Below are 24,674 nucleotides of genomic sequence, written 5' to 3' on the forward strand. Positions count from 1 at the left end.
CCCACACCCCGGCGTGAGCCACCGCCCGAAGGGGCCACTCGGCCATTGGCTCGGCGCCGTCGAGGGCTTCGAGCTCGAGGATGCGTGCCTGGAGGTCCGGGGCGAGAAGCAGGAGGTCGAGGAGCTGCGTGACCCTGGCGCGCGTGAGCTCCAGGTTCCGCGCGGCGGCGGCTCCGGCGAGCTCAGGCGATGCAGCAGAATGTGGACGGCTCGGCCGGCTGGATCTCCCCGACGGGCTCGCCGCCCTGCGGTGCGCACGCGCCCGGCTCCACCTCCACGACCGCGGCCGACTTGCTCCCCAGGCCGAGGCCGGGCGGCGTCACCCCGCAAAACGGGATGCTCGAGTCGACGAGGGTCGACGCGACCAGGTCCGTGCATGCCGCGTCGCGGTACACGGACGCCATGATCGTGCACGAGGCACCGGTCGGCTCGCCGCAGCTACAGCTGGTGCAATCGCGGCCGTCGAGCACGTCCTTGTAGAAGACATGCCTCTGGGCGTAGCCCTCCGGACAGTCCGCTTCGCCCTCGTGATAGATGCAGGTCAGGAACGCAGGCGGCGCTGCCGGCGCGCACGTGGTCGCGTCGGCGCACGCGGTGTGCGCCCCGGCGACGCAGGCCCTCGCGCGCGTCGCCCACCAGAGCGCGTTCTGGGGGATGGGCTGCGGGACTTCGATGCGCGGCGTACACGCGCCGGCGGTGATCGAGGGCGCCGCGATCGTCAGCGACTGCACGCAGGGCTCGCCGTTGCAGTCCTGATCGGCGGGGATCGCGCCGTCGGCGGTGCAGGCGCCGTCCCATGCGTCGGGCGCGGCGAACGGCGTCGCGACGGCATCGGGCTCATCGCCGGGGCACGAGGACGACGACGCGGCCCATGCGGTGGGGAGCGAACACGAGACCTCGGGCGGGTCGCACGCGCAGGTCGGGCACGTCTTCGGCACCTGCTGGAGATCAGCGAAGCCCTCGTACCCGATCGTCGGCGCATCGGCGGGGCATTCGGGGGTGGCCTCCGGCGGACCGAACCAGAGGAGCGCCGGGCCGGACCAGCCGAGCGGGGCGGGGGAGACGCACTGGCCGGAGCACAGCGCGCTGTGCTCCTCGCCGCCAGCGCCGCCCTGACCGCCGTCGCCGCCCTGACCGCCGTCGCCGCCCTGACCGCCGTCGCCGCCCTGACCGCCAGCGCCGCCCTGACCGCCGTATTTCTCGCACCACTCAGGATAGTGGGCGCGCTCTTCATCCGTGCACGGGCCATAGAGGATACCTGGCTCTTGGGTGCAACCAGCGCTCAACAGCGCTCCTGCAAGGGCAATGCATGACACACGCATGCGTAGAACCCTACTCGAACGATGACCTTCGTCGCAAGGCGGGTATCGCCCAGCGAGCCTCGTAAGGCTTGAGCATTCCGCGTGTTGAGGAAAATTTCTCATGCTTTCTCGCCTGCGGGAACGGCAGATGTCCTTGCCGCCGGATCCCCGTCACAGGTTCAGTTGTAGACCCATCCCGAACGCCACACCGAGCGCGGGAGCGCTCCAGGCCGCGCGTTCTGATTCGGCGATGCCTCCGCGGCGGAGGAGTGACCAGTCGACCAAGCGCTGAACGGCCTCGGTATACCCGTACCCAGAGAGGCTCTCTGAAAACGGCCACGTGACGCCCGCTCGCGCGCCGATTCCGGCACGAAGGCCGAGCAGCGATTCCGGGGTGATCGGAACCTCGGGCGCTGCACGGAGCACGCCGAGCTCTCCGACCCCGCACGCGAAGAGAAAATGCCGGTGAAAGCACAAGACTGCGTTCGTGGTGAGCGCCGATGTCGCCACGCGCACGCTATCTACGTTTGTCGACAGCGAGGAGAGCCCGCGGGCTTCCAGCGCGACCGACCATGCCGGCCAACGTCCCGTGACCGCCAATGTCGGTCCAACCGCAACGCCGGGCGTCAGCCCCAACGCCATCGTGGCGCCGGCGCCAACGCTCCACCGGCAGCGCTCCGCCGCAGCTTGCCCCGCGCTGCTCGGGGGCGGTGCCCGCACGGATCGCAGCTCGCGCGCGGGCGGCGTCTTGCCCGGCCGGCGCGCGGGCGGCGCCTCGTTCGGCGGCAGCGCCGGCTGTCCCGCGCACGGGCGCTCGGGGGAGCACGGCGCTTCCGCCGGCATCGCCGGCTCTCCCCGCGGGGCCGGCGCTGCCTGCGGCGGCGGGAGCTCGCCCGTCTCGTCGAGCTGCACCGCGATCGACAGGGCCACCGTCGACACCAGCGACTTGCAGTCGCCGCGGGTCCTGTAGCCGTCGGTCCAGATCACCACGCCGCGGTGATCGCGCAGGTAGATCGACGCGATGAGCTCGCGCTGCCCTTGTTCTATCGACGCTGCCATCGTGAACGGAGCCTCCGCGTCGAAGGGGTCGAAGCCCATGCGCCGGGCGATCTCCGCGCGCAGGAACTGCTCGTCGGGGCAGCGCTCAGCGCCTGGGCCGCGGGTGAGCTCGATGCGCACGCGCGCCCGGCGCGGTCCGGAATCGGCCCGGACCGGCGCGGCCGCGAGCTGCGCGGCAAGGGCCGCGGCCATCGAAGCGAACGCTGCGCGCCGTGCCCGCTTTCCCCGTCGCGGGGCGCGCGACGCGACGCGCGCGTGATGCGGCGGCGCTGCGCTCATCGCCGCTCGCGCCCCGCCGTGCCGCCGGTCGTCGTCACCGGCAGCGCCTCCGCCTTCGACCGAAGCCGCTCGCGCAGCAACCTCAGCCGGCTCTGTGGAAACCGCTGCGCGTGCGCATCGATGTGCTCCAGGGCAGCGCCGCGCTCGCCGTGCAACAGCGCCTGCCTGGCCGTATCGAGCAGCGCAAGCTCCTCGTCCAGCCGATCCTGGCTTTGGTCTGGGAGCGCCGGGGCGTGCCTCGATCCGGCCGGCTTGCGCTGTCCTGGCCCATCGGTCGTCCGTGCCGCGGGTGCTCGGGGGCTCTTGGTGTCGTCGGAGCGCGTGGCGTCGTCGGAGCGCGGCGCTTCGCCGAGAACGCCCGCGGGTCGCGGCTCCGGCGTCGGGGCGGGATGTGTGCTCCGCGCGACGAGGAGGGCTATCGCGCCCGGGCCGAGGTGGCGCGCCCAGTCGACCGGTGCCCGAGCGAGCCAGGCGGCCAGGAGCAGGCCACCGGCGACGCCTGCCGCACCCCACACGAGCGCCGCTCGAAGGGCCCGGGCGAGCGGGCGCGCGAGGCCCACGAGGCGTGCTCGCCACCGCGTCCCATCGACCCGCGCTCCGGCGCTCGGCGCGGCCGGGTCGCTCGCGGGCAGGATCGTCTCGCGGAGCGAACGCAACGAGGTCGCGGAGAACAGCGGGAGCACGAGGACGCTGGACCGGAGCGCCCGTCTCTCTTCGGGGCGCAGCCGCTTCTCGGCGGCGCGGTAGTCCCGGCGCGCGAGGCGCAGCCGGCTCGCGGCGGTGTGCTCGTTGAGCGACAGGGCGCGCGCGATCTCGCGCATCGGGACATCGTACGCGTCGGCGAGGAGGAGGACGGCGCGGCGTTCGGGCGCGAGCTCCGACAGGAGGCGGATCGCGAGCGCGAGCCGCTCCTGCACGGCGATGTGATGCTCGCTGCTCGCCGCGATGTCTGCCTCCTGGAAGCAGGCGGCGTCCGCGAGCCCTACCGGCACCTCGCGGCGCCGGTAGGCGCGCTCCAGGTGATGGCGGACCTGCCGCCAGGCGATCCCGAAGAGCCACGAAGCCTCCGCTCGCCAGTGCTCGCCGAGGCGCTCCGGTCGAGATGGATCGGGCATGCCCGCGGGGGGGCTGCGCAGCCAGGGAGGCGTGTCGCTCCGCGCGCTGTCTGCGATGACGGCGGCCTGCGCGGGCGCTGCGCCGAAGCCCACGGTGTCTGGCGAGTCCACCAGGACCGCGGTGCGCGCGCTGCTGGGGCGCATGGGGTCGTACCGGGGGAAGCTGCGGTAGGCGCCCAGCAGGACGTCCTGGCACAGGTCGTCGAGGTCGTCCTCGGCGACGCCGAGGAACCGGAGCATCCCAGGGAGGACGTGAACGGCGGTTGTGTGCATTGATGTCCAGGCGCCGTGCTGGACCGGGGCGGCCGGAGGACGAGAAGGGCTCATGCTCAGAATTACGGGGCGCTTCCCGCGGCCGTCACAGAATCGGGCCGGGCCGAGGCCCCCTCCGGCCCGATGCGGCCCCCTCCGACCCGGTGCCATGCCAGCTCGGACGAGGGGCGATCCCCTCGACCGCGTGGGATGCCCGACGGGAAGGGGGCAGGTCCTCCAGCAGACCGAGGCATCCATCCGCTGTGCGCCGCGTGGCGAACCTGTCCGACCCTCTGATCTTCCGGGAGCTCGATGTCGGCGCCCTGCGCCTCGAGTGTCGTGATGTCACGATGGCGCGTGCGTGTGCTGGTTCCCCATGAACGTGACGGCGGTGGGGGGGACGATGACGTAGAAGGCGTGCTGGGCCGACGGGCCAACGGGCCGACATGCATGGATACCGGGGCCCGTTTCGATCACCGACGCCGGGCAGCATCCTCAGCGGCCCACGACGCTCGTAGCAGCTGGATAGCCGACCGCGGGCGGCTCGCCGGAGCGCACCGCGCGAGCATGATCTTCCAGCCGTTCCGTGCGCTCGCCGCCTCCGCGACGATGTCTGCGACCTCGCTCGGGTCCACCTGCTCTTCGGAGAGCCGCGCCGTCGCACCGTACTCCGCGGCGAGCGCACGGCGCTCGGCCGGGCCCTTGGCGCGCGCGAGGATGCACGCGTAGGCTTCGCACGAGTACGCGAACGTCTCGCGCTTGCGGTACTCGATGTCGAGGAGCCACTCCTTCGTCCGCGTCTCGCGAAGACCGACGGTCGCGCGCTTGCAGTTGTGGAAGATGTGCGCCGCCTCGTGAACGATGAAGTCGGCGAACGGATCGTCGTCCGCGAAGTACTCGACCGAGACATAGCAGGTCGTCCCCTCGCTCAAGCCAACGAGGCGCGGCGCGTCCTCGCCGAGCAGATCCGCGCCGAGGCTCGCGAGGTACAGGTTGGCGAGCGTCCACGCCGAGCTGTCGTATCCATGCTCCAGCAAGAGCGGCTCGATGTTCGCGCTCGTGACGAACACGACCGACTTCTCGAGCGTCGCGAGCACCGCGTCCTGCTCGACCCGCGGGAACAGCCCCCGCACCATCGGCTCGACCTTGCCCCGCGTGATGGCGACGGCGTCGGCGTGCGGCAGGGATTGGTGCGCGAGTCCTTCGGCCCGCCGCCGCACCTCGCGAACAAGCGCGCCTCGGAGCTCCTCGTGGGCGCGGTTCGCACGCTCCATGAACCCGCCGGGCCATGCCGCGTGGTGTGGGTCGGTCTCGCCGGTGCGGAGGTACCGCTCGAGCTCGTCGGCGGCGCTGGGCACGTTGCTCACTGGCGCATTCTACGGCGACAGCGCTTCCGGTTGGGCAGCAATCGACGCGGACGGTGCGCGCCGAGGAGCCGCTTCTGTGGCAAAGCGGCCATTCGACCCGATGCCACGCGCCCCGAACTTCGAAAGGACATGCTCGACGATCTGCTGATCGCGCCGATGAAGGACGCGAAGCGGCGCGATCTCCTCGAGGTGCTGGAAGACAGGTACGACGAGCGCTCGACCGTGGTGACCATCCGGGTCCCGATGAAACGTTGGCACGAGATGCTCGCAAACCCACCAGCGCCGACGCGAACTGCGATTGGCTGGTCCACGACGCACACGTGTTCTCGCTGAAGGGGCCGTCGGTCAGCCCGACTCACTGCTCGCCGCCCTGCGCACCCTGCTTCTTGACCACGCTGATCTCCCCGTCCGCCTCGAGGCAGGCAGAGCGCACCGTGGTGATGTCCGTGATCCCTTGCCTGCGGAGGGCCGCCTGCAGCTCCTCCTCGGTGACCATTTCGCGGCGCATGTTCTCCCATTGCGGGCGGCCGTCTCGGACGAGGGTCGTCTGCGTGTCGCGCAGGCAACGCCGGAAGAAGGGGACGCGGAACTCCAGGATATCGAGCACGTAGCCCCAGGCGACGATGAGCGCGATCATGAGCAAGGCGTCCGCGGGCGAGCTCGAGCCGCCCATGATGCCGTCGGCGGCCATACCACCGATGAGAATGAGGGCGAGCATGTCGTTCGGTGAGAGATGCCCGGTGCGTCGCTTGGGGATGACGCGGATCAGGATGACGAGGGCGAGATAGACGAGCGTCGTGCGCAGGGCGATCTCCCAGAGGGGCTTGGAAAAACCAAAGTTCCCTTCCATGGGCGTCCTCTCGCCAGTGCGGCCACGCGCGTCAGCGCGCGGGATGGAAGCCGGGAGCGAGGTTCGCGGTCGCCCAGCGCGCCAGCGCCGCGAGCTCGACGCAGCGATGCACGTGTCTCATCTCGGTATTGCTGGGCATGGCCGCCTCCTTCGGGGCACGGGAGCACTGCTTCGCTCGCGCTGGAGGGGCCTCGCAAGAAAGGGACCGCTCCAGACCGTGTGCCCCGCGGGCGAGGAGGGGGTCGCCCGGTGCGCTGTCTGCTAAATTATTGTATTTGTTCGATTTTATGCTAGTTCAGCGCTCTGGTTCACCGTCGGTGCCGAGCGCACTATAGTGCTGCACGTGGCCCGGCAGCCGACGAGCTAGCAGGGCCGATCCTCCCCCTTCCAGGAGCTCAGGCTCTTCCAGGAGTAAACGATGACCGTGAAAGCCTTTGGTGCCCATGCCGCCGACAAGCCGCTGGAGGCGCTCGACATCTTTCGCCGCGCCCCGGGCGACCACGATGTGCAGATTGACATCGCCTACTGCGGCGTCTGCCACTCGGACTTGCACACCGTCCGAGGTGAATGGGCCGGCACGCTCTATCCGTGTGTTCCTGGGCACGAGATCGTGGGGCGGGTGTCCGCTGTGGGTGCCCAGGTATCTCGCTTCAAGAAGGGCGAGCTGGTCGGCGTCGGTTGCATCGTCGACAGCTGCGGCTGCTGCGCGTCCTGCGCCGAACACCTCGAGCAGTACTGCGAGCGGGGCATGACGCTCACCTACAACTCTCCGACCCCGGACGCCCCCGGGCACACGCTGGGCGGCTACTCCCAGCGGATCGTCGTCGACGACAAGTACGTGGTGAGGATCAGCCATCGCGAGGAGCAGCTGGCGGCCGTGGCCCCGCTGCTCTGCGCCGGCATCACCACCTATTCGCCGCTCCGGCACTGGAACGCCGGGCCCGGCAAGAAGATCGGCGTGGTGGGCATCGGCGGGCTCGGCCACATGGGCGTCAAGCTCGCCCACGCGATGGGCGCGCACACCGTCGCGTTCACGACGTCAGAGTCGAAGCGGCAAGACGCCAGGGCCCTCGGCGCGGACGAGGTCGTTGTGTCGCGCAACGCGAGCGAGATGGACGCTCACGCCGAGAGCTTCGACATGATCCTGGACACGGTCGCGGTGAGCCATGACCTCGACGCCTTCACGAGGCTGCTCAGGCGGGACGGCGCCCTGGTGCTCGTGGGCGTGCCGAAGGACGCCCACCCGTCGCCCGCCGTCTTCAACCTCGTGCTCAAGCGCAGGACGATCGCCGGGTCGACGATCGGCGGCATCGCCGAGACGCAGGAGATGCTCGATTTCTGCGCGGAGAAGGGGATCGTCGCCGACATCGAGGTCATTCCGATCCAGCGGATCGAACAGGCGTACGAGCGGATGCTCAAGAGCGACGTCAAGTATCGCTTCGTCATCGACACCGCCAGCCTGGCCGCCGGGCCACGGGGGTAAAGCCACAGGTCATCGTCGAAGCTGAGGGGCGGCGCTAGCCCCTTCGCCTCTTCCGTGGCTCGCGGCGCTGCCCGGGACGCCCGCTCCGCGCCGCCGTCTCTTCCCCGCCTGCCACGACCTCCCGCACGCTGTCGCGCAACCAGCGGTGCGCGGGGTCCGCGTCCAGCCTCGGGTGCCACAGCAACGAGACGGTGATCTCCGGCGCGGCGAAGGGAAGCGCGAAGCTGAACAGGCCGTCGCGCAGGCTCCTGGTGTGGTGATCCGGAACGGTGGCGATCAGGTCGGTCGCGCGCGCCAGCGCGATCGCCGTGGCGAACCCGCCGACGATGGTCACCACCTCGCGCGCCAGACCGAGCGCGGCCAGGCTCTCGTCGATGCGCCCCTTGGCCACGCCGCGCCGCGAGAACACGACGTGGCGTCCGGCGGCGTAGCGCGCGGGCGTGATCTTCGCGCGGCCGAGGGGGTGGTCGCTGCGCACGACGCCGATGAAGCGGTCGCGGAACAGCGCCTGGGTGCGCAGCTCGGGGCTGGTGTCTTCGTCGACGACGCCCGTCTCGAGGTCGACGGCGCCCGTGCGCAGCGGCGCGCTGTCCTTGTCGGGCTTGGCCACGAAGCGCAGCCGGACGCCTGGCGCCTGGGCGCCGGTGCGCTCGATCAGGGCTGGACCGAAGCTCTCGACGAAGCCCTCGCTGGTGCGCAGCGTGAAGGTGCGCACCAGGCGCTTCAGGTCGAGCTCCTCGGCCGGGCGCAGGACGGCCTCGGCGCCCTGCACCAGGTGGCTCACGCGCTCGCGCAGCTCGAGCGCGCGCGGGGTCGGCACCAGGCCGCGTCCAGCGCGCACCAGCAGGGGGTCGCCCATGGTCTCCCGCAAGCGCGCGAGCGCCCGACTCATCGCCGACGGGCTCAGGCGCAGCCGTCGGGCCGCGCCGGTGACGCTGCCTTCGGTGAGCAGCACGTCGAGCGTCACGAGCAGGTTCAGATCAGGCAGCGACATCCCATCAGGCTAGCAGAGGTCGCGGCGGACCATGGCGTCAGACGCACATATACTTTGCGACCGTTGCGCGTTCCGCAATCCGTGCCGGCGCTCTAGCTTCGACGTCGAAGCGCGGATCACCTCGATTCGAGCCGAGCCGGAGGCCACCCATGACCGAGAACGCCCTTGACCTGTTCGTCCATCGCACCCGCGCCAGCTGGGGACCGCTCAGCAGCGACCTTGTCGCCAGCTGTCGCGATCACCTGGAGCAGCTGGCGAAGGCGCACGCCGCGGAGCCCTGGCTCGCGGCGCTGCACGAGGAGGCGCCCGCGTCCAGGGAGCTCTACCGGGATGCGGAGCACGGCTTCGTGCTGCAGGCCCACACCGAGCAGGCCGGGCTCTACCGCCCGCCGCATGACCACGGTCGCAGCTGGGTGATCTACGCCCTGCAGCGCGGAGAGATCGCGATGTCCACCTACGCTCGCGTCGAGACCGGCGCCGGCGTCCAGCTGGTCAAGCGTGACGAGACGCTGTTGCGCGCCGGACAGGCGCAGCTGTTCTTGCCGGGAGACATCCACGACACGCGCTGCGTCGCCGGCCCGGCGCTGCTGTTCCGCTTCACCGAGCGCGATCTCCGACAGGAAGATCAGGTCGCGCGGCGCGTGACCCGCTATGTCGAGCGCAACGGCGCCTGGACGGTGGGAACATGATGGCGCTGCGCACCTCGATCGCGGGCGCGCCCCTCCCGAGCGAGGCGCCCGATCAGGCGGCCTCCGGTGTGCGGGGCCCGGCGCGGGCGGAGGCGATTGCGTGCGTGCTCGCGGCCATGGTGCTGGTGGTGCTCTCCGCGGGCATCGCCAACGTGGCGCTGCCTGCGCTGGCGCACGCGCTCCAGGTGACGCCCGCCGCGTCGGTGCGCGTCGTCAGCGCCTACCAGCTCGGGCTTGTGATGGCTCTGTTGCCGTGCGCCGCGCTGGGCGAGAGCCTGGGCTATCGCGCCGTGTTCACGGCGGGCGTCGGGCTGTTCACGGGCGCGTCGGCGCTGTGCGCGCTGGCGCCATCGCTCCACTGGCTGGTCGCCGCGCGCTTTTTGCAGGGGCTCGGGGGCGCCGCCGTGATGGCGCTCGGGGTGGCGCTGCTGCGCTTCGTGGTTCCGCAGGCGCAGCTGGCCGCCGCCATCGGCTGGAACGCGCTCGCCGTGGCGCTGTCCTCGGCCGCGGCGCCCACGGTCGGCGCCGTGCTGCTCTCGAGCGCGAGCTGGCCCTGGCTGTTCGCCGTCAATCTTCCGCTCGGCGTGGCGGTGCTGCTCGCCTCGCGCGGCCTCCCCGAGGTCCCCGGCACGGCGCGGGCGCTGGACGCGACGAGCATGGCGCTGAGCGCGGGGGCCTTCGGCGCGCTGATCGCGGGCGCGGAGCTGCTGCCGGCGGCGCCGGCGCTCGGGGCCGGCTTGCTCGCCGCGGCCGCCCTGAGCGCGACGCTGTTGCTCCGCCGCGAGCTGCCGAAGGAGGCGCCCCTGGTGCCGCTCGACCTGCTGCGCAGCCGTTCGTTTCGCGTCTCGGTGATCGCCTCGGTCGCGTGCTTCGCGGGGCAGGCCTCGGCGCTCGTCGCGCTGCCCTTCTATCTGCGGCACGGCTTTGGCCAAGAGGCCCTGACCACCGGGCTGCTGATCACGCCCTGGCCGCTGAGCGTGGCCCTCCTGGCGCCCGTCGCCGGCCGCCTCGCCGACCGCATCTCGACGGCCTGGCTGTGCGCGACGGGCGCGGGGTGTCTCGCGCTGGGCCTCGCCGCGCTCGCGCTGTCGCCGGCGCACGGCAGCGCGCTTTCGCTGGTGCCGTTCGTGGCGCTCTGCGGCGCGGGCTTTGGCCTGTTCCAGGTGCCGAACAACCGCAACATGCTCCTCGCGGCGCCGCGCGCGCGGAGCGCCGCCGCGGGCGGCATGCAGGGCACCGCGCGGCTGGCCGGCCAGACGGCGGGCGCTGTCGTCATGACCTTGCTCTTCACGCTCATGCCAGTAGATGCCGCGCCGCGCATCGGCCTCGGTATCGGCGCCGTGCTGACGCTGAGCGCCGGGATCGTCAGCGCGCTGCGCGCTGGCTCGCACCGCAGCCATGACGGTGGGAGGATGGGCAGCTGAGAGCCGCGGTGTCCGAGCTCTTCGAGCAGAGAGCGCCGCGGGCGAGAAGGAGGGGCGCCGGTTGGCGCCTTGACCCACCTCGGGCACGGGCGTATCCGATTCTGAGCAATGCTGACGATCCGTCGGGCGCAATGGGTTGCTCTGGCGAGACCGCCGGACGATCGGCTAGCGGAGCAGCTGGCGGCGATCGCGGCGCGCCACTGGGCGGAGGCGGCGGCGCTACCGGCGCCAGCGCGCCTCGAGCGCGTGCGCGCCGCCGTCGATCGCGCGCGCGCCCTCGGGATCGACGACGATCGCGACGTGGGCCGCTTCGTCATGATCGACCTCGCGCTCGGCGCGGGGTTCGAGGTCGAGCGGGCCTGGGCGCGGGCGATCCTCGCGGACGAGCGGCTGCCGATGGGGGATCGCGTTGCGCGGCTGAAGGCGCGGGCGCACGGGGAGCTCGGGTGAGCGCCGCCCTCCGCGCCGCGGCCGGGCCGCGGTTCGATGTCGGCCTCGAGCCGCTCGGCTTCGAGCACGCCGCCGCCATGCAGGAGATGCTCGCCGGCCCGGCCGTGGCGGGTCCGCTGCGGCTGCCGCACCCGCTGCCGCCCCGGCACGTCGAGCGCGAGGTGGTGGCGCTGCGCCACCACGAGCGCGAGGGGACGCGGGCGAGCTTCGCCATCGTCGTCGCGCGGTGGGTCGCGCAGGCGGCTGGGCAGGCCGCGGCGCCCGGGGGCGCGCCCGTGGTCGCGGGAGGCTGCGATCTCTGCGCCATCGATCGCCACGGGCGCACGGCGGAGATCCGCTACTGGCTGGGCGAGCCGTTCTGGGGCCGCGGGATCGGGCGCGCCGCCGTCTCGGCGCTGCTCGGCGAGGCGCGGGCCCGCGGGCTCGGCTCGGTGACGACGTTCATCGCGCCCGGCAATCTGCGCTCGCGCCGCCTGGCCGAGGCGCTGGGCTTCGAGCGCATGTCACGGAGCGACGCGGAGGAGGCGCCCGGCGGCGCGCCGCCGCTGCTCGCCTACGGCCGGGCGCTCTGAGCGCGGGGGCACGAAGATGGAAGAGAGAGAACCGTCCCTCCCCGCCACGCGATACAAGTCAAAGAAGCGGGCAAGGAAGCAGGGGCGCTTCCGGCCGCCGACCGTCACCGAGCTCGGCCTCCTGGACTTCGAGCTCTTCCTGCAGTCGGCGCCTTCGAGCTGGCCCGACGCCGCCGCCGAGCTGAAGCTGCTCGACTTGCTCCGTCTGCGCACGCGCTACTACCGGTGGCGGTTCGTGACCGACGAGCAGTCCGCGCTCGAGACCTCGACCGACGAGGTGCTGCGCCTGGTCCCGAGCAAGAGGGGGCCGGAGACGACCTGTTCCGTCATCGAGAAGGAGAAGGAGATCGAGGGGGACGACGCCGCGAACAAGGCGCAGCGGGAGTTCAACGATCTCGGACCGCCCGCCGCCGGCGACACGCTCCTCCTCTTGGCCGCCATCCAGACAGGCAACATCCAGGCTGTCGAGGAGGTGATCCATGGCGCCGATCTCTATCTCCCCTGCGCCTATGCCCCCTGCATGCTGGGGGACCAGGGCATCTGGGAATTCGCGACCGCGATCGACTTCTACATGTCGCCACGGCAGGCCGCCTTCGTCGAGTACGCCTGCGCTCTGCTCGCCTCGGCCGACCGTCAGACCGTCTGCGCCAAGCTCGCCGTCCCGAAGATCAAGGATGCGCGCAAGGAGATCCTCGACCTCCTGCTCGCGCACGACAGGACCGACGTGTTTCCGAAGCCGCTCCTCGCGCACACGCTGAAATTCGACCTCGCGCACGCCGGGTGCCTGATCGACAGCCCGTGCTGGACCCACTTCGGAAAAGACCCGACGAGCCAGCCCTCGTCGAACGTCCGGGACTTCGTGCTGCTGCTGACCGGCATGCTGGCGGGGCTCTGCCTCGAGCTCAACGAAGCGCACCTTCATCGGAGCTGCGGCGTCGAGGACCTGCTCGAGCGCCTGCTGGCCATCGATTCGGTCTGCGAGATATGCATCGGTGCGGTCTACGGGCAACAGCCGCTGAGCAACCTCGGGCAGCCGCCGCTGAAGGCGCCCACGGCGCTGTCGCCAGCGTTCGTAAACGAGCTGTTCCGCCTGCAGGCCGACGCGGCCGGCCTGGCCCGCGCGCTGGATGCGGGGTTGAGAGAGGATCTCGGGCTGCCGCCGCCGATCCCGCCGGGGCGGCGGGAGGATCTCTGGGGAGCCGCGAAGCGCAACCTCTGGGTCTACCTGCCGCAGCTCGCGCCGCACCTCGAGGGAACCGAGAAGATCTGGTCCGTCATCTTCACGCCGAATGACATCCCCGGCCAGATCATGAAGCTCAAGGCGCTGGAGCCTCCCAAGGATCCGTCGCTGGCGGAGACCCAGGAGCTCGCGATCACGATCGTGTCGAGTTGCCTGCTAAAGAAAGGCGTTATCGACCTCGCCACCCTCCTCGAGCTCCGGAGCAAGCTTCCGGCGAACCCCAAGGTCGAGCTGATCATCATGAACGTCCTCGGCCTTGGCCAGAGCCTGCAACAGACCATGGAGGAGGCGCTGGCGGCCGCGCACGCGGCCCGCACGCACCCCAAGGTGTTCGGCGCCCCCGCCGACATCAAGAACAAGTACGACCGTACCGTGTGCGGCACGAAGCCGGTGCCGCCCGACGTCGAGTACTACGGTCTTGACGGGCTGGCATGGGACGCCAAGCGGCTCGGCGGCAATCAGACGGAATGGGGCGACACGCAGAAGAAGGGGTTCGCGAGCACCAGCAACGTGCCGTGCGCCCTCCTGCTCGACGCGACGTATGCCAACCAGCGGCGTTACCAGCGAGCCTGGGCCGAGATCTTCCGCGACGTCGCGCGCGGCAAGCTGCGGCTCTACCGGATGGTCAAGGGCGAGCGCCGGCCCGCGCTCCTCGAGATCTCGGTCGACATGATCTGCGAGGCCCGCGGCGCGCAGGTCCTCTCTCCCAGCCCGGTCGGCTTCCTTCACGATCCTTCATGCACCTTCGGGGCCTTCGTCGTCGACGACTGGCTGAAGAGCGGCAAGCTCCAGGGAAACGCCGTCACCGTCGCGAAGATCGCCAAATCGAACCCCTGGGTGATAGCCACGCTCGATCGTCTGCTGTCGGGGCAGCTCGTCTGGTACGACTTCTTCTCCGACCACACCCGCGAGCTCCCGCTCGGCGGCGGGCGGCACATCTGCCTCGAGGTCTCGCTCAGGTCGGTCCCCGAGATCGTGTACCTTTGCGCCGGGAACGCCGCGCTCGCCGAAGAGGTGAGCTCCTTCTGGCGCATCATCTGGGTGGTCGACCAGCACCGCTTCTTCATCACGTTCACGCATTACGAGCGGTGGTGCCTGGGCCGCGGCGCGACGGCGCAGCCGCTCCCGATGCCCGCTTTTTTCGAGCTCGCGGGCCCTCCGCCTTCCGCGCTGCCCGCCGCCCCGACAGGCACGACCTTCGCGAACGCGCTCGGCACGTTCGGCGCCGGTCTCACGTGAGGCGGCGCTTGTCTCGCCGCCGGTGCCACGAAGCGTCGGGACCACGCAGGCAGGTGTCAGCGCCGGGGGCGCTTGAATCGCTCACGCGAGCGCTCGGCCTCTCCTCGGATGACGCAGCCCTCGACGTGATCGTTCACCAGCCCCATCAGTCGATGAACTCCGGCGCCGCGCCGGACCAGCGGCAACGCGCTCGACCGTCGGGCCCCACGATCGTCGCGGCGCTCAAGGCGCGTCGCCTCGCAGGAACCCGAGCCATCCGCTGTTATCCACGAGCGGTGGCCTTGGTCGTGTACTCCGCGAACAGCTCGCCGAGCGCCCTCGCCATGGCGCGCATGCGCGGCACCTGGCGCAGCTCTCGATGCATCACGACGTAGAACGGGACCGACGGACCCGCGGCGTCGAGCGCCACGGGCTCCAGACCCGGAACATCGACGCCGGCCGCGTGCACGACGATGCCCATGCCCGCCCGCGCTGCCTCGAGCCGCGTCTCCACGGCGTTCGAACGAAGCGGGAAGTTCTGCGCGCCGCGCTCCACGAGCCAGTGGAAGGGGCCGAGTCCCTGGGTGATCCGCTCATCGACGATGAAGCGCTGCCCTGTGTAGTCGTCTCTCGTGACCAGGCGTCCGGGCAGATGCGCCGCCAGGTAAGCGGCGCTCGCGTACAGAGCCGGCCTGACCTCGCCGACGCGCTTCTCGATGAGCACGTTCGAGGCCGAACGACCCCCGCGGAGCCCGATGTCGGCCTCGCGCTCCGCCAGATCGACGAGCCGCGCCTCGACCGACACCTCGACGATGGTCGTCCGGTCCTGCTCCCAGCATCGCCGCGCCGCCTGGGCCGCGACGGCGCCAAACCCCTCCGGCACGGAGAGGCGCACGGTGCCGGCTCGCTCGCGATCGTGCGCCCCGAGCGCTTGCTCGAACCCGGCGGCGATGTTCACGAGCGCGAGGGCCTCGCGTTCGAGCCGCACCCCGTGGCTCGTCCGGTGGACGAGGGAGCGCCCGAGCGCGCGCTCGAGCGTCGAGACGCGGCGCATGACCGTGGAAGCCGACATGCCGAGGCGCTGCCCGGCCGCGAGGAAGCTCCCGCGGCGGTGGACCTCGAGCAGCACACGACAATCGTCCCAGTCCATGGGACGACCCTGCCATCTCGGCGGATCTTCGTCCATGCAAAACCGGTTTGCATCAGCGCAAAACATCCGTGGCGCAGCGCAGGTTATGCTGTCTCCATGAAAATGGCAGTTCTCGGTACAGGAGCCATCGGCAGTACATTCGCTTATCAGCTGGCGAAAGCCGGCCACGAGGTCACGGCCGTCGCGCGCGGCGCGCGACTGGATCGCCTGCGAGAAGATCGCGCCATCGTTCTGACCGATGGCGCTCGCGCCCCTGTGGCCGTCGCCGGCACCCTCGACCCGAGCGTCCCGTACGATCTCGTGCTCGTGACGGTGCTGGCGCCTCAGGTCGACAGCGTCCTACCCGCGCTGCGACAGAGCGCCGCGAGACACATCATGTTCATGTTCAACACCTTCGAGCCGCTGGATCGACTGCGGGACGCGGTGGGCGCCGAGCGCTTCTCGTTCGGCTTTCCCGGCGGCGTGCTCGCGCATCTCATCGACGGCAAGCTGCGGAGGCGCATCCTGCCCGGCACCACCGTGGGCGATGCGGCCTGGGCGAAGGTGTTCGGCGCTGCGGGGATCCCGACCGTGACCAGCGCCGATATGCACGGATGGTTGCGCTCGCACGCCGCCATGGTGATCCCCCTCATGTCGATCGGCGTCGTCGTGGCGCACCGGAACGCCGGCATCACCTGGCGTGAGGCGCGCCGCTACGCCGCCGCGCTCGCCCAGGGGTTTCACATCGTGCGCGGCCTGGGCCACGCCCTCGAGCCCGCCGTGCTGGCGCTGTTCAGCCGTCTGCCGCGCACGCTCACGACTGGCTTGTTGTGGCTCATGAGCCGCACCCAGGAGCTCCGGAAGCTCGGCGCGCTCGGCGCCGCGGAGCCCCGGATGCTCATCGACATGGTGGCGACCGCGGCGCCGCATCAGGCCGCCGAGCTGCTGGCGATCCGCCCGTAGACTGGAGCTAGTCGCGATCGGCCGGCGCGCCGCCCGGAAAGTAGTGGCGGTAGGGTCGGCCGCCCTCCACGGCGCGATCGACGGACGGGCGCTCGCGCAGGCGGCGGTAGTAGGCGCGCAGGTTCGGGCGGTCGTCGAAGGGGTGGACCCAGTCGGCGTAGAACAGCGACGGGGCGGCGGCGCAGTCGGCGAGGGTGAAGGCGTCGCCTGTCGCCCAGGTGCGGCCGGCGAGCTCGCCGTCGAGCCAGGCGTAGACCTTGTCCAGGGCGGCGCGGGCCTGAACCTCCCCGTACTCATCGCGCGGGTTGGACTGCATCGCGCGGATGCGGTTGTTCACGATCACCTGCATCATGTTCATGACGTAGTTGTCGAAGATGCGGTCGAACATCCGCACCTGGAGCGCGGCGTCCGGATCGCGCGGGATCAGGCGGGCAGGATCCGGATGCGCCTGGTCGAGCCACTCGACAACGATGGTCGCCTCCCACAGGGCGAGGTCGCCGACCCGGAGCACGGGGAACTTGCCGAGCGGCCAGAGCGCCGCAAGCTCGGCGCCGGCCTGCGGGTTGGAAGGCTCCAGCAGGCGCAGCTCGTAGGGGACGTCCTTTTCATGGAAGGCGATGAAGGCCTTCTGGGAGTAGGACGAGAAGGGGTGGGCGTAGAGGATCGGTGTCGTCATGGCGGCCTCAATGCTTCGCGCCCCTCGCCAGCACCTCGCCGAGCGCGTCCAGCATCTGGAGCCAGCTCGGGTGCGCGCCGGTCCGGCGAGCGAGCGCCTCGCTCACGTTCTGCTCGAGCCTCACGAGCGTCCGCCCGCTTCGCTCGGTGAAGGTGATCGACACGAGCGTCTCCTCGGGCCAGTCCCGATCGTGCCCCTGGCTCTCGGAGGAGACGGGATTCCCGTTCGCGTCGGCGATCCGCAGGGTGAACGCGAGCCGCTCCGGCCGCACGACCTCGCGGTAGACACCGATGGTCCAGCAATCGCCGAACTGCGGGTTGTGGATGCACGAGTGGAAGCCCCCGCCCGGCCGGACGTCGATCCGCGCGAAGCGGAGGGTGCACCCCCGCGGCGCGAACCAGCGCGCCAGCAGGTCGGGGTTCGTCCACGCGTCGAACACCACGTCGCGCGGAAAATCGAACGTGCGCTCGATGAGGACCGTGGGCTCATGAGGTGTTTGAGAAAATTGCATCGTGACGTGATCACCCTTTCTTTGGGGGATGGAGCTCGTGCAGGAGGTCGTCCAGGCGGCCGAACGCCTCGTCCCAGTGCTGCCGGTACTGCTCGACCCAGCTCGCCACCTCCCGCATCGGCGCGGGATTGAGCTGGCAAACGTTCTGCCGCCCGTCGCGCCGCTTCTCGATCAGACCCGCTCGTTCCAGGGTCGCCAGGTGCTTGGAGATGGCCTGTTGCGAGATCCGAAACGGCTGCGCCAGCTCGTGCACCGACGCAGGCCCCGTCTTGAGCCGCACGAGGATCGCGCGCCGGGTGGCGTCGCTCAGGGCGGCCAGGGTCGTGCTCAGCGAATCCACAACCATATGGTTGTGGATCGACGCCCGGAAGTCAAGCGAAGGACGAGGTGCAATCAAATGGTTGCACTTCGTCGAGCGGCTCGGTATTGTGCATCCAGGAGGTTGCACATGGCATCCACGGAGACATCAACGGACAGGATCGAGAAGCGGGTCACGCTGCGCGCGCCCGTGTCACGCGTGTGGCGGGCGATCGCCGACGCCCGGGAGTTCGGGCGCTGGTTCGGGGTCGAGCTCGAGGGCGAGTTCGTCGCGGGCAAGACGCTCACCGGCATCTTCGACGAGGAGCTCAACGAGGCCGCCATCATGGACTACCAGAAGAGCCGCGGTCTCCGGCCTTCGAAGGTGAAGCTCCCCGAGAAGGGCGCGGTGTTCTGCACGGTGGAGCGCATCGAGCCGGAGCGGTACTTCAGCTTTCGCTGGATCCCGTATGGCATCGACGCCGAGGCCGACCCGGACAACGAGCCGACGACGCTCGTCGAGTTCCGCCTCGAGGGGGTCGCTGAAGGCACCCTGCTCACCATCGTGGAGTCCGGCTTCGACCGTGTGCCGGCGCATCGGCGCGAGCGCGCGTTCCGCATGAACGAGGGGGGATGGGCCGCCCAGGCCGAGAACATCGCGAAGTATGTCGACAGCGTGTGAACCGGCGATCGCTGACGTCTTCTTCGCCCTCGGCGACGGGACGCGGCTGTCGGTGGTGACCCGGCTCGGGGCCGGAGGGGCGCTGTCGGCGACCGCGCTCTCCGACGGAGCGAAGGTGACGCGACAGGCGATCGTGAAGCACCTCCGGGTGCTCGAGGGCGCGGGCCTCGTGACGCACGAGCGGCGCGGGCGCGAGGTCCTCTACGCGCTCGAGCCGCGGCGGATCGAGGAAGCCCGCGTGTTCCTCGACGGCATCTCCGCAGGCTGGGATCGCGCGCTCGAGCGGCTGCGCCGGATGGTCGAGGAGCCGTCGCCTCCGCCGAGGAAACGGGAAACGCGATAGGGGAGCGGCTTGCAGCGCAAGCAGTCCTGTGAAGCCGCCGAGCGCCGCCCAGAACCTTGACGCGGACGCCGGCTGTGGCCCGAGCCGACCTCGACACCGGGGCGCTTCGCGCGATACTGAGAGGCATGACCATCGTCGCCCTGACGGTACCCGACGACCTCTGCGCAGCTCTGCAGGTGCCGGCCGAACGGCTGGCGTCCGAGATCGCCTTCGCCGCCGCGATCCGCCTCTACGAGGAAGGTCGGGTGTCGCTGGCCAAGGCCGCCGAGATCGCATGCGTGGAGCGTTTTCGCTTCGCAGCCCGGCTCGCGGAGATCGGCATCCCGACCGCGGCGTTCGACCCGGCCGATGTGGATGTTGCCACGACGGCGGCGAGATGACGCTTCCGGTCGCGGTGATCAGCGATACGGGGCCGCTGAGCTACCTTCACCGCCTCGGGCGCCTCGAGCTTCTGCAACAGCTCTATCGCCGCTTGCTCGTCCCACCTGCCGTCGTCGCAGAGCTCAACGTAGGACTTCGCCTGGGGAGGGATCTGCCCGACGTGACCACCCTGGACTGGATCGAGCTGCGATCGCCCCCCGCTCATGCGCTCCAGGGGATCGACGGGCTTGGCGCCGGGGAAACCGAGGGGATCGCGCTCTCGCGGTCGCTCCCTGGGTCGCTGGTCCTTCTGGACGACGGATACGCGCGAACTGTTGCGGCATCCCTGGGCTTGCACATCACCGGAACGGCTGGCGTCCTTGTGGTCGCGAAGGAGCGCGGGCTTCTCGACCTGGTCCGTCCGGAGCTGGAGCGCCTGCAGACGTTCGGGTTTCGCCTGGCCACACCCGTCTGGCGCGCGGTGCTGGAAAGAGCAGGAGAGGCGGGCTGACGGCGACGCCGGGCAGGCGAGCTCCAGCGCAGCATGCCGCGCACCCGCCGAGGTGCTGGGCCAGCGTTGACCATCTTGCGAACGGTTCGTATAGTTCGCCGCGTGCGCCATGTGATCCAGCCGCCCGCGCTCGACGAGGCCGGCCTCGAGCGGGCGCTGGAGCGGCTGCGGCGCACGGTGCGGCAGCGCGGCCTGAAGGGGTCGTCGGTCCGCGACTCCATCGCGCGCGCGGCGCTCCTCAGGCGAGGGCACTTCTCGGTCGACGACCTGCTGAAGGAGCTCCGCGAGAGCGGCGTCGTCGATGCCCACCCCGCCACGGTCTACCGGGTCCTACCCCTCCTGGTTGAAGCGGGGCTCCTCCAGATGACGCTCGTGTCGAAGGGCGACGGCGCGCGGTACGAACGAGCGTTCGAGCGTGAACATCACGACCATCTGATCTGCACACGCTGCGGCAAGGTCGTGGAGTTCGAGTTCGAGGCGATCGAGGTTCTTCAGCGCGATGTCGCGGAGAGATTCGGCTTCCGCTTGACGGGCCACGTCCACGAGCTGCTCGGGATCTGCAAGGATTGCAGCGCTGCCGGCGTCGAGGGCTGACGCGCGAGAGGCGCCCTGCCGGCGCCGCAGCGCGACCGGATCACCGGCGTGCCCGACCGCGAGGCAGGCGGCGTACATGAGCAGCGACCCGGACACCGCCGCCAGGTAGCCAGGCCACTCGATCCAGCCGGCGCTCAGGGCGACGAACGCGCCGACGAAGCCGAGCATCGCCGCGCAGCCGGCCACGGCGACCCACCGGCCAAGGCGCTCCATGGCCGCGCACGCGAGCTCCCGGACCCTTCCGCTGAACGTCCCCCAGGGCCCGTCCAGCGGAAGGGCCGTCGAGGCAGCGCCCGCGAGCGCCCGGGCCCTCACGCGACACCTCGCCTCACGACGTTCAGCACCTCGGTCGTCTTCCTCGCGTGGAGCTCCGCGGTGGCCTCTCCGAGCACGGCCCACAGCGCCTCCAGGCTGGAATCGTCGAGCCGGACGGAGACGGGGCCGAGGTGAATCGAGATACCCCCGCAGTCCAAGCACCGCTGGACGTGCGCGACGCCGTTGTACGCGAGGGTTTCGTGACGACAGTCCTTCGGGTTTGACAAGTCGACCTCCCGAGCCAGACCGTAACGCGAATGATTCTCATTTTCAATATGGATGCGCGGGGGTGGCAACTGCTCGCTGGGGGGGCGACTGGGGGCGACTGACGGATGGATGGCCTCGCGATCGGAGATCCGGCCGTGACAGATGGTCTTCGCGGCTCCTCGCTGAATTTTCAGGCTGAATCCGCGCTCCGGGAGGGCGGTGCGTCGGCGGCGCTGCGCGCCACGGCGACGAACTCCTCCACGAAGGGCGACGCCGGTCGGGCGGAGAGCTCCTCCCAGGTGCCGGTCTGCGTCACGCGCCCTGCCTCGAGGACGGCGATGCGATCTCCGAGGAGCCGCGCGTCCGTGGCGTCGTGCGTGACGACGACGGTGGGGATGGCGAGCGTCCGCAGGTAGTCCGACAGGAACGCCCGGACCTCGCGGCGCGAGTGGACGTCGAGCGCGGCGAGCGGCTCGTCGAGGAGCAGCGCCCGCGGGCTCACCGAGAGCGCGCGCGCGAGCGCCACGCGCTGCTTCTCGCCGCCGGAGAGCGCCTGCGTCCGCCGGTGGGCGTGCGCGGCGATGCCGAGGTCGTCGAGCATGGCGTCGACGACCTCGGCGCTGGCCGCGCGCCCGCGCCGCGAGGGATCGCTCCGCACCGCGAACGCGACGTTCTCGCGGACGCTGAGGTGCGGAAACAGCGCGTAGTCCTGGGGCACATAGCCGATCCCGCGCTGCTCGACGGGCACGTCGATCCCGGCCGCCGTGTCGAGGAGCACCGCCTCGCCGACCTCCACGCGCCCTCGCTCCACGGGGAAGATGCCCAGGAGGAGCGAGAGCAAGGTCGTCTTCCCGGCGCCGTTCGGCCCCACCAGGACGAGCGACCCGCCGCCGGTGTCGAGATCGGCCTCGATGCGCAGGCGCCCGATGCGCGCGGTCACGCGGGCGCGGAGGCGCTCCGCCGCCATCACGGCGCCGCCTCGGGGCGCTCGGCCTCGGTGGAGCGCCGCAGCACGGCCCGCACGAACAGGAGCAGCGTGAACGCCACGACGACGAGGACCATCGACAGCGCCTGCGCGGCGCGCAGCTCCGACTCGAGCGCCGTGTAGATGGCGAGCGGCAGCGTCTGCGTCCGCCCCTCCAGGTTGCCGGCGAACATGAGCGTCGCGCCGAACTCGCCGAGGGAGCGGGCCCAGCTCATCGCGGCCCCCGCGGCGAGCCCAGGGGCCGAGAGCGGCAGCGCCACGCGGAAGAACACCCGGAGCGGCGACGCGCCGAAGGTCCGCGCCACCACGAGGAGCCGCGCGTCGACCCTCCGGAACGCGCTGGTCGCCGCCTGCACGAAGAACGGCGCCGAGACGAACACCTCGGCGACGACGACCGCCGTCGTCGTGAACGAGACCGACCACCCCGCGGGGTAGAGCCACCCGGAGAGGAGCCCGCGGCGGCCGAAGGCGAGCAGCAGCGCGACGCCCGCGACCGCGGGCGGGACGACGATGGGCAGCTGCACCACCGCCTCGACCGCGCGCGAGAGCCGCCCGCGCGAGCGCGCCAGCGTCCAGGCGAGCGGCGTCCCCAGGACGACCACGACGGCGAGGCTCGCGGAGGTCGTCAGGAGGCTCAGGCGCAGCGCGGGCCACACGAGGGGGTGGCGGAGCCCCTGCGCGACGTCCCCCGCCGTGGCCGTCGCGAACAAGGCCAGGATCGGGACGGCAAGGAAGGCCACGAGGACCGCGCCGACCGCGGCCAAGGCGACCCGCTCCGCGCGGAGGCGCCCGCTCACCGAGGCGCGCCGCCCCCGGAAGGCACGAGGAACCCGGCGCGCCACAGCGCCGTCCGGCCGGCCTCCGACGTCACGAGGTCGACCCACGCGCGCGCGAGCCCGGGGTGCGCGGCGCCGGACACGACGGCGATCGGGTACTCGGCCAGGACGTTGACCTCGGGCGGGATCGCCACGACGACCACGCCGTCCTGCGCCGCCTGCGCGTCCGTCCTGTAGACCACGCCCGCCTGCGCTTCCCCGAGGCGCACCTTGGCGAGCACCTGCCGCACGTTCGGCTCGCGCGAGACGACCTTGGACTCCACGCGCGCGCGGAAATCCGCGCCCAGAGAGGCCGACGCGCGATCGAGGATCTGGAGCGTGTAGCGGCCGATCGGGACCTCGGGGGTGCCGATGACGATGCGGGTCGCGGCGGGGAGGTCGGCGAGCCCCCGGACGGTCGCGGCGCTCTCGCTCGCGACGACGAGGATGGGCTCGTTGCGCGCGAAGACGACGGGGCCGGCGGCGCGCTGGGACTTCACGAGCTCATCCATGTGGCGCTGATCCGCCGAGGCGAACACGTCGGCGGCGGCGCCGTGCTCGAGCTGCGTGCGGAGCTCCTGCGTGCCGGCGAAGTTGAACGTGACCTCGACGCCCGGATAAGAGCGCTTGAAGTCCTCTCCCAGCGCGGTGAACACGTCCCGGAGGGAGGCGGCGGCGAAGACGACGAGCCTGTCCTCCCGCTGGGCGGACGTCGGCGAAGGCCGCTCGCAGCCGCCGAGGACGGCGAGGCACGCCGCGAGGATCAGGAGGGGGAGGGCGCGCACCAGCTGTCGTCGGGGGCAATTCATCGGGGAGACTCCTGGGGTCCGTCGTTCCATGGCGCGGTTCGCGCCGTCACGCCGCCCGCACCTCGGCGACCCGCTCGCCCGCCTGGCGAGCGTCGTAGGCGAGCGCCGAGAGCTCACGGCGGAACTCCCCTGAGACGAGGACGTCGAGCAGGCGCTGCACCCTGCCGTCATCGAGCCCCTCGCGCGGGACAGCGAGGTCGTAGCGCTCCTCGGCCAGGGGCACGAAGCCGAGCCCGAACGCCATCGCCGCGTCGCGCGTCGCGACGCCGGTGTCCGTCGCGCCCATCGCCACGGCGCGCGCGACGTCGAGGTGGCCGGCGACCCGCAGGTGCGGCTTGCGCGCGAGCTCGAGCGGCAGCCCCTGGCCGCGGATCTCGCGTTCGAGGAGCCGCTGGGCGCCGGCGCCCGCCTCGCGGCCGGCGAGGCGCAGGCCGGGGAGATCGAGGTCGGCCGCGCCGCGGATGCGGCCGGCGTCCTCGCGGCGCACGAGGAGGCCCGCCTCCCAGCGCGCCAGCGTGATGAGGACGATCGGCTCGGCGTGCCCGAGCCGGCGGACGTCGGCGACGTTCGCCTCGCCGGTGCGCGCGTCGACGAGGTGGACGCCCGCGACGTGGGTCCGCTGCCGGGCCAGCGCCTGGAGGGCCGCGGTGCTCGAGCGGTGGAACCAGAGGAACCGCCCCGGCCCCGGCCTCGTGTTGAGCCGGTCGGCGAGCAGCCCGAGGCCGGCCGCGCAGCCCATCACGACGACGTTCTCCTCGACCTCGGCGAGCGCCCGGAGCGGCTCGACGACGGCCCTCCCGCGCCGCTCGCCGGTCACGATGCCGTCCGCGGCCACCCGCACCGCGTCCTGCTCGAGAGGGTAGGAGACCCAGCGATCCGCGATGCGCGCGACCGCGGCGCGGCCCAGCGCCGCCGGAGCGTCGGTCTCGGTCGCGAGGTCCGCCACCGCGCTCGGCTCTCCGAAGAGGACCTCGACCGAGCAGTCGAGGGCGCTCGCGAGGCGCAGCGCGACGTCGACCGCCGGGGTCGCGCGGCCCGCCTCGATGGCGCCCACGCTCTGCCTCGTGAGGCGGGCGCGCTCGGCGAGCGCCACCTGGGACAGCCCGCGCGCCTCGCGCCGCTCGCGAACCCGGTTCGCCGCTCGGTCCGTCATGACGCACACACTTTACACCGAGGAACGCTTT

Annotated in this window: 28 protein-coding genes; 13 read left to right on the plus strand and 15 right to left on the minus strand. The window is 71.4% G+C overall.

From position 1 onward, the window contains the following. Nucleotides 1-182: 182 nt before the first annotated feature. The 4 genes from WMF34_RS05945 to WMF34_RS05960 all read right to left on the minus strand — a co-directional run bounded on the left by WMF34_RS05945 (nucleotide 183) and on the right by WMF34_RS05960 (nucleotide 5,373). On the minus strand, nucleotides 183-1,286 hold the full coding sequence (locus tag WMF34_RS05945) for a hypothetical protein (RefSeq protein WP_437992682.1): 1,104 nt from the start codon (nucleotides 1,284-1,286) through the stop codon (nucleotides 183-185). A 186-nt stretch (nucleotides 1,287-1,472) separates the two neighbouring features. After that, a complete protein-coding gene (locus WMF34_RS05950; RefSeq protein WP_437992683.1) occupies nucleotides 1,473-2,552 on the minus strand; it encodes a hypothetical protein in 1,080 nt (359 codons plus the stop codon). Nucleotides 2,553-2,635: 83 nt separating this feature from the next. Continuing rightward, entirely contained in the window at nucleotides 2,636-4,081 is a 1,446-nt protein-coding gene (locus tag WMF34_RS05955; RefSeq protein ID WP_437992684.1) for an RNA polymerase sigma factor, read from the minus strand. A 398-nt stretch (nucleotides 4,082-4,479) separates the two neighbouring features. Next, nucleotides 4,480-5,373: a hypothetical protein gene (locus WMF34_RS05960; RefSeq protein ID WP_437992685.1), complete on the minus strand. Its 894-nt coding sequence runs from the start codon at nucleotides 5,371-5,373 to the stop codon at nucleotides 4,480-4,482. Nucleotides 5,374-5,502: 129 nt separating this feature from the next. Here WMF34_RS05960 and WMF34_RS05965 point away from each other — a divergent pair, with 129 nt between their 5' ends. Next, the gene (locus WMF34_RS05965; RefSeq protein ID WP_437992686.1) at nucleotides 5,503-5,706 is read left to right on the plus strand and encodes an ATP-binding protein; all 204 of its coding nucleotides are present in this window, start codon (nucleotides 5,503-5,505) and stop codon (nucleotides 5,704-5,706) included. Between the two features lie 22 nt (nucleotides 5,707-5,728). Here the strand turns inward: WMF34_RS05965 and WMF34_RS05970 are convergent, their stop codons facing one another. Further along, complete coding sequence (locus WMF34_RS05970) at nucleotides 5,729-6,223, minus strand: DUF421 domain-containing protein (RefSeq protein ID WP_437992687.1); 495 nt, start codon at nucleotides 6,221-6,223, stop codon at nucleotides 5,729-5,731. Nucleotides 6,224-6,641: 418 nt separating this feature from the next. On the opposite strand from WMF34_RS05970, the gene WMF34_RS05975 reads away from it, so the two are divergent. Next, nucleotides 6,642-7,706, plus strand: a complete 1,065-nt coding sequence (locus tag WMF34_RS05975; protein ID WP_437992688.1) for an NAD(P)-dependent alcohol dehydrogenase — start codon at nucleotides 6,642-6,644, stop codon at nucleotides 7,704-7,706. A 34-nt stretch (nucleotides 7,707-7,740) separates the two neighbouring features. Here the strand turns inward: WMF34_RS05975 and WMF34_RS05980 are convergent, their stop codons facing one another. Then, the gene (locus WMF34_RS05980; protein ID WP_437992689.1) at nucleotides 7,741-8,700 is read right to left on the minus strand and encodes a LysR family transcriptional regulator; all 960 of its coding nucleotides are present in this window, start codon (nucleotides 8,698-8,700) and stop codon (nucleotides 7,741-7,743) included. Between the two features lie 149 nt (nucleotides 8,701-8,849). Here WMF34_RS05980 and WMF34_RS05985 point away from each other — a divergent pair, with 149 nt between their 5' ends. The 5 genes from WMF34_RS05985 to WMF34_RS06005 all read left to right on the plus strand — a co-directional run bounded on the left by WMF34_RS05985 (nucleotide 8,850) and on the right by WMF34_RS06005 (nucleotide 14,314). Beyond that, nucleotides 8,850-9,389: a hypothetical protein gene (locus tag WMF34_RS05985; protein WP_012233752.1), complete on the plus strand. Its 540-nt coding sequence runs from the start codon at nucleotides 8,850-8,852 to the stop codon at nucleotides 9,387-9,389. Further along, a complete protein-coding gene (locus WMF34_RS05990) occupies nucleotides 9,386-10,813 on the plus strand; it encodes an MFS transporter (RefSeq protein ID WP_437992690.1) in 1,428 nt (475 codons plus the stop codon). The genes WMF34_RS05985 and WMF34_RS05990 overlap by 4 nt, the downstream gene beginning before the upstream one ends. Before the next feature lie 108 nt (nucleotides 10,814-10,921). Beyond that, nucleotides 10,922-11,263 carry a hypothetical protein gene (locus WMF34_RS05995; protein ID WP_012233754.1) on the plus strand — a complete coding sequence of 114 codons (342 nt, stop codon included), beginning with the start codon at nucleotides 10,922-10,924 and terminating at the stop codon, nucleotides 11,261-11,263. After that, entirely contained in the window at nucleotides 11,260-11,835 is a 576-nt protein-coding gene (locus WMF34_RS06000; protein WP_437992691.1) for a GNAT family N-acetyltransferase, read from the plus strand. The genes WMF34_RS05995 and WMF34_RS06000 overlap by 4 nt, the downstream gene beginning before the upstream one ends. 16 nt (nucleotides 11,836-11,851) lie before the next feature. Then, complete coding sequence (locus tag WMF34_RS06005) at nucleotides 11,852-14,314, plus strand: hypothetical protein (RefSeq protein WP_437992692.1); 2,463 nt, start codon at nucleotides 11,852-11,854, stop codon at nucleotides 14,312-14,314. 262 nt (nucleotides 14,315-14,576) lie between these two features. On the opposite strand, the gene WMF34_RS06010 is transcribed toward WMF34_RS06005, so the two are convergent. Next, nucleotides 14,577-15,422, minus strand: a complete 846-nt coding sequence (locus WMF34_RS06010) for a LysR family transcriptional regulator (RefSeq protein ID WP_437992693.1) — start codon at nucleotides 15,420-15,422, stop codon at nucleotides 14,577-14,579. Here WMF34_RS06010 and WMF34_RS06015 point away from each other — a divergent pair. After that, complete coding sequence (locus WMF34_RS06015) at nucleotides 15,405-16,385, plus strand: ketopantoate reductase family protein (protein ID WP_231864705.1); 981 nt, start codon at nucleotides 15,405-15,407, stop codon at nucleotides 16,383-16,385. The genes WMF34_RS06010 and WMF34_RS06015 overlap by 18 nt on opposite strands. Before the next feature lie 7 nt (nucleotides 16,386-16,392). Here WMF34_RS06015 and WMF34_RS06020 read toward each other — a convergent pair whose 3' ends face one another. From WMF34_RS06020 to WMF34_RS06030, 3 genes are read right to left on the minus strand one after another with little or no spacing between them, the layout of a single operon-like run. Continuing rightward, nucleotides 16,393-17,061 carry a glutathione S-transferase family protein gene (locus WMF34_RS06020; protein WP_012233759.1) on the minus strand — a complete coding sequence of 223 codons (669 nt, stop codon included), beginning with the start codon at nucleotides 17,059-17,061 and terminating at the stop codon, nucleotides 16,393-16,395. A gap of 7 nt (nucleotides 17,062-17,068) precedes the next feature. Continuing rightward, complete coding sequence (locus WMF34_RS06025) at nucleotides 17,069-17,572, minus strand: SRPBCC family protein (RefSeq protein WP_437992694.1); 504 nt, start codon at nucleotides 17,570-17,572, stop codon at nucleotides 17,069-17,071. Between the two features lie 10 nt (nucleotides 17,573-17,582). Next, nucleotides 17,583-17,912 (minus strand): ArsR/SmtB family transcription factor, encoded by a 330-nt coding sequence (locus WMF34_RS06030; RefSeq protein WP_437992695.1) that lies wholly within the window; start codon nucleotides 17,910-17,912, stop codon nucleotides 17,583-17,585. A 108-nt stretch (nucleotides 17,913-18,020) separates the two neighbouring features. Here WMF34_RS06030 and WMF34_RS06035 point away from each other — a divergent pair, with 108 nt between their 5' ends. The 5 genes from WMF34_RS06035 (at nucleotide 18,021) to WMF34_RS06055 (ending at nucleotide 20,359) form a co-directional block, all read left to right on the plus strand. After that, nucleotides 18,021-18,551: an SRPBCC family protein gene (locus tag WMF34_RS06035; RefSeq protein WP_012233762.1), complete on the plus strand. Its 531-nt coding sequence runs from the start codon at nucleotides 18,021-18,023 to the stop codon at nucleotides 18,549-18,551. Further along, nucleotides 18,535-18,894 (plus strand): ArsR/SmtB family transcription factor, encoded by a 360-nt coding sequence (locus WMF34_RS06040; protein ID WP_012233763.1) that lies wholly within the window; start codon nucleotides 18,535-18,537, stop codon nucleotides 18,892-18,894. Before WMF34_RS06035 ends, WMF34_RS06040 begins: the two co-directional genes overlap by 17 nt. Before the next feature lie 125 nt (nucleotides 18,895-19,019). Continuing rightward, on the plus strand, nucleotides 19,020-19,274 hold the full coding sequence (locus tag WMF34_RS06045) for a UPF0175 family protein (protein WP_012233764.1): 255 nt from the start codon (nucleotides 19,020-19,022) through the stop codon (nucleotides 19,272-19,274). 161 nt (nucleotides 19,275-19,435) lie between these two features. Then, a complete protein-coding gene (locus WMF34_RS06050; protein WP_231864706.1) occupies nucleotides 19,436-19,765 on the plus strand; it encodes a DUF3368 domain-containing protein in 330 nt (109 codons plus the stop codon). 102 nt (nucleotides 19,766-19,867) lie between these two features. Next, nucleotides 19,868-20,359 (plus strand): Fur family transcriptional regulator, encoded by a 492-nt coding sequence (locus WMF34_RS06055; RefSeq protein WP_231864707.1) that lies wholly within the window; start codon nucleotides 19,868-19,870, stop codon nucleotides 20,357-20,359. A gap of 311 nt (nucleotides 20,360-20,670) precedes the next feature. On the opposite strand, the gene WMF34_RS06060 is transcribed toward WMF34_RS06055, so the two are convergent. The 5 genes from WMF34_RS06060 to WMF34_RS06080 form a co-directional block, all read right to left on the minus strand. Beyond that, a complete protein-coding gene (locus WMF34_RS06060; RefSeq protein WP_044964117.1) occupies nucleotides 20,671-20,901 on the minus strand; it encodes a hypothetical protein in 231 nt (76 codons plus the stop codon). 170 nt (nucleotides 20,902-21,071) lie between these two features. Then, the gene (locus tag WMF34_RS06065; protein WP_437992696.1) at nucleotides 21,072-21,848 is read right to left on the minus strand and encodes an ABC transporter ATP-binding protein; all 777 of its coding nucleotides are present in this window, start codon (nucleotides 21,846-21,848) and stop codon (nucleotides 21,072-21,074) included. Then, nucleotides 21,848-22,663, minus strand: a complete 816-nt coding sequence (locus tag WMF34_RS06070) for an ABC transporter permease (protein WP_012233768.1) — start codon at nucleotides 22,661-22,663, stop codon at nucleotides 21,848-21,850. The genes WMF34_RS06065 and WMF34_RS06070 overlap by 1 nt, the downstream gene beginning before the upstream one ends. Next, complete coding sequence (modA, locus tag WMF34_RS06075) at nucleotides 22,660-23,490, minus strand: molybdate ABC transporter substrate-binding protein (protein ID WP_437992697.1); 831 nt, start codon at nucleotides 23,488-23,490, stop codon at nucleotides 22,660-22,662. Before modA ends, WMF34_RS06070 begins: the two co-directional genes overlap by 4 nt. A 46-nt stretch (nucleotides 23,491-23,536) precedes the next feature. Then, complete coding sequence (locus WMF34_RS06080) at nucleotides 23,537-24,643, minus strand: substrate-binding domain-containing protein (protein WP_437992698.1); 1,107 nt, start codon at nucleotides 24,641-24,643, stop codon at nucleotides 23,537-23,539. Nucleotides 24,644-24,674 lie beyond the last annotated feature (31 nt).

The organism is Sorangium sp. So ce145, assembly GCF_051525985.1.
Taxonomy (GTDB): domain Bacteria; phylum Myxococcota_A; class Polyangia; order Polyangiales; family Polyangiaceae; genus Sorangium; species Sorangium cellulosum_B.

Bases quoted from the DNA above. Each gene is read 5' to 3' on its own strand.
- WMF34_RS05950 (WP_437992683.1), bottom strand. From the start codon at position 2,552: ATGGCCGCGGCCCTTGCCGCGCAGCTCGCGGCCGCGCCGGTCCGGGCC.
- WMF34_RS05955 (WP_437992684.1), bottom strand. From the start codon at position 4,081: ATGAGCCCTTCTCGTCCTCCGGCCGCCCCGGTCCAGCACGGCGCCTGG.
- WMF34_RS05965 (WP_437992686.1), top strand. From the start codon at position 5,503: ATGCTCGACGATCTGCTGATCGCGCCGATGAAGGACGCGAAGCGGCGC.
- WMF34_RS05970 (WP_437992687.1), bottom strand. From the start codon at position 6,223: ATGGAAGGGAACTTTGGTTTTTCCAAGCCCCTCTGGGAGATCGCCCTG.
- WMF34_RS05975 (WP_437992688.1), top strand. From the start codon at position 6,642: ATGACCGTGAAAGCCTTTGGTGCCCATGCCGCCGACAAGCCGCTGGAG.
- WMF34_RS05980 (WP_437992689.1), bottom strand. From the start codon at position 8,700: ATGTCGCTGCCTGATCTGAACCTGCTCGTGACGCTCGACGTGCTGCTC.
- WMF34_RS05985 (WP_012233752.1), top strand. From the start codon at position 8,850: ATGACCGAGAACGCCCTTGACCTGTTCGTCCATCGCACCCGCGCCAGC.
- WMF34_RS05990 (WP_437992690.1), top strand. From the start codon at position 9,386: ATGATGGCGCTGCGCACCTCGATCGCGGGCGCGCCCCTCCCGAGCGAG.
- WMF34_RS05995 (WP_012233754.1), top strand. From the start codon at position 10,922: ATGCTGACGATCCGTCGGGCGCAATGGGTTGCTCTGGCGAGACCGCCG.
- WMF34_RS06005 (WP_437992692.1), top strand. From the start codon at position 11,852: ATGGAAGAGAGAGAACCGTCCCTCCCCGCCACGCGATACAAGTCAAAG.
- WMF34_RS06020 (WP_012233759.1), bottom strand. From the start codon at position 17,061: ATGACGACACCGATCCTCTACGCCCACCCCTTCTCGTCCTACTCCCAG.
- WMF34_RS06025 (WP_437992694.1), bottom strand. From the start codon at position 17,572: ATGCAATTTTCTCAAACACCTCATGAGCCCACGGTCCTCATCGAGCGC.
- WMF34_RS06035 (WP_012233762.1), top strand. From the start codon at position 18,021: ATGGCATCCACGGAGACATCAACGGACAGGATCGAGAAGCGGGTCACG.
- WMF34_RS06040 (WP_012233763.1), top strand. From the start codon at position 18,535: ATGTCGACAGCGTGTGAACCGGCGATCGCTGACGTCTTCTTCGCCCTC.
- WMF34_RS06045 (WP_012233764.1), top strand. From the start codon at position 19,020: ATGACCATCGTCGCCCTGACGGTACCCGACGACCTCTGCGCAGCTCTG.
- WMF34_RS06065 (WP_437992696.1), bottom strand. From the start codon at position 21,848: ATGGCGGCGGAGCGCCTCCGCGCCCGCGTGACCGCGCGCATCGGGCGC.
- modA (WP_437992697.1), bottom strand. From the start codon at position 23,490: ATGAATTGCCCCCGACGACAGCTGGTGCGCGCCCTCCCCCTCCTGATC.
- WMF34_RS06080 (WP_437992698.1), bottom strand. From the start codon at position 24,643: ATGACGGACCGAGCGGCGAACCGGGTTCGCGAGCGGCGCGAGGCGCGC.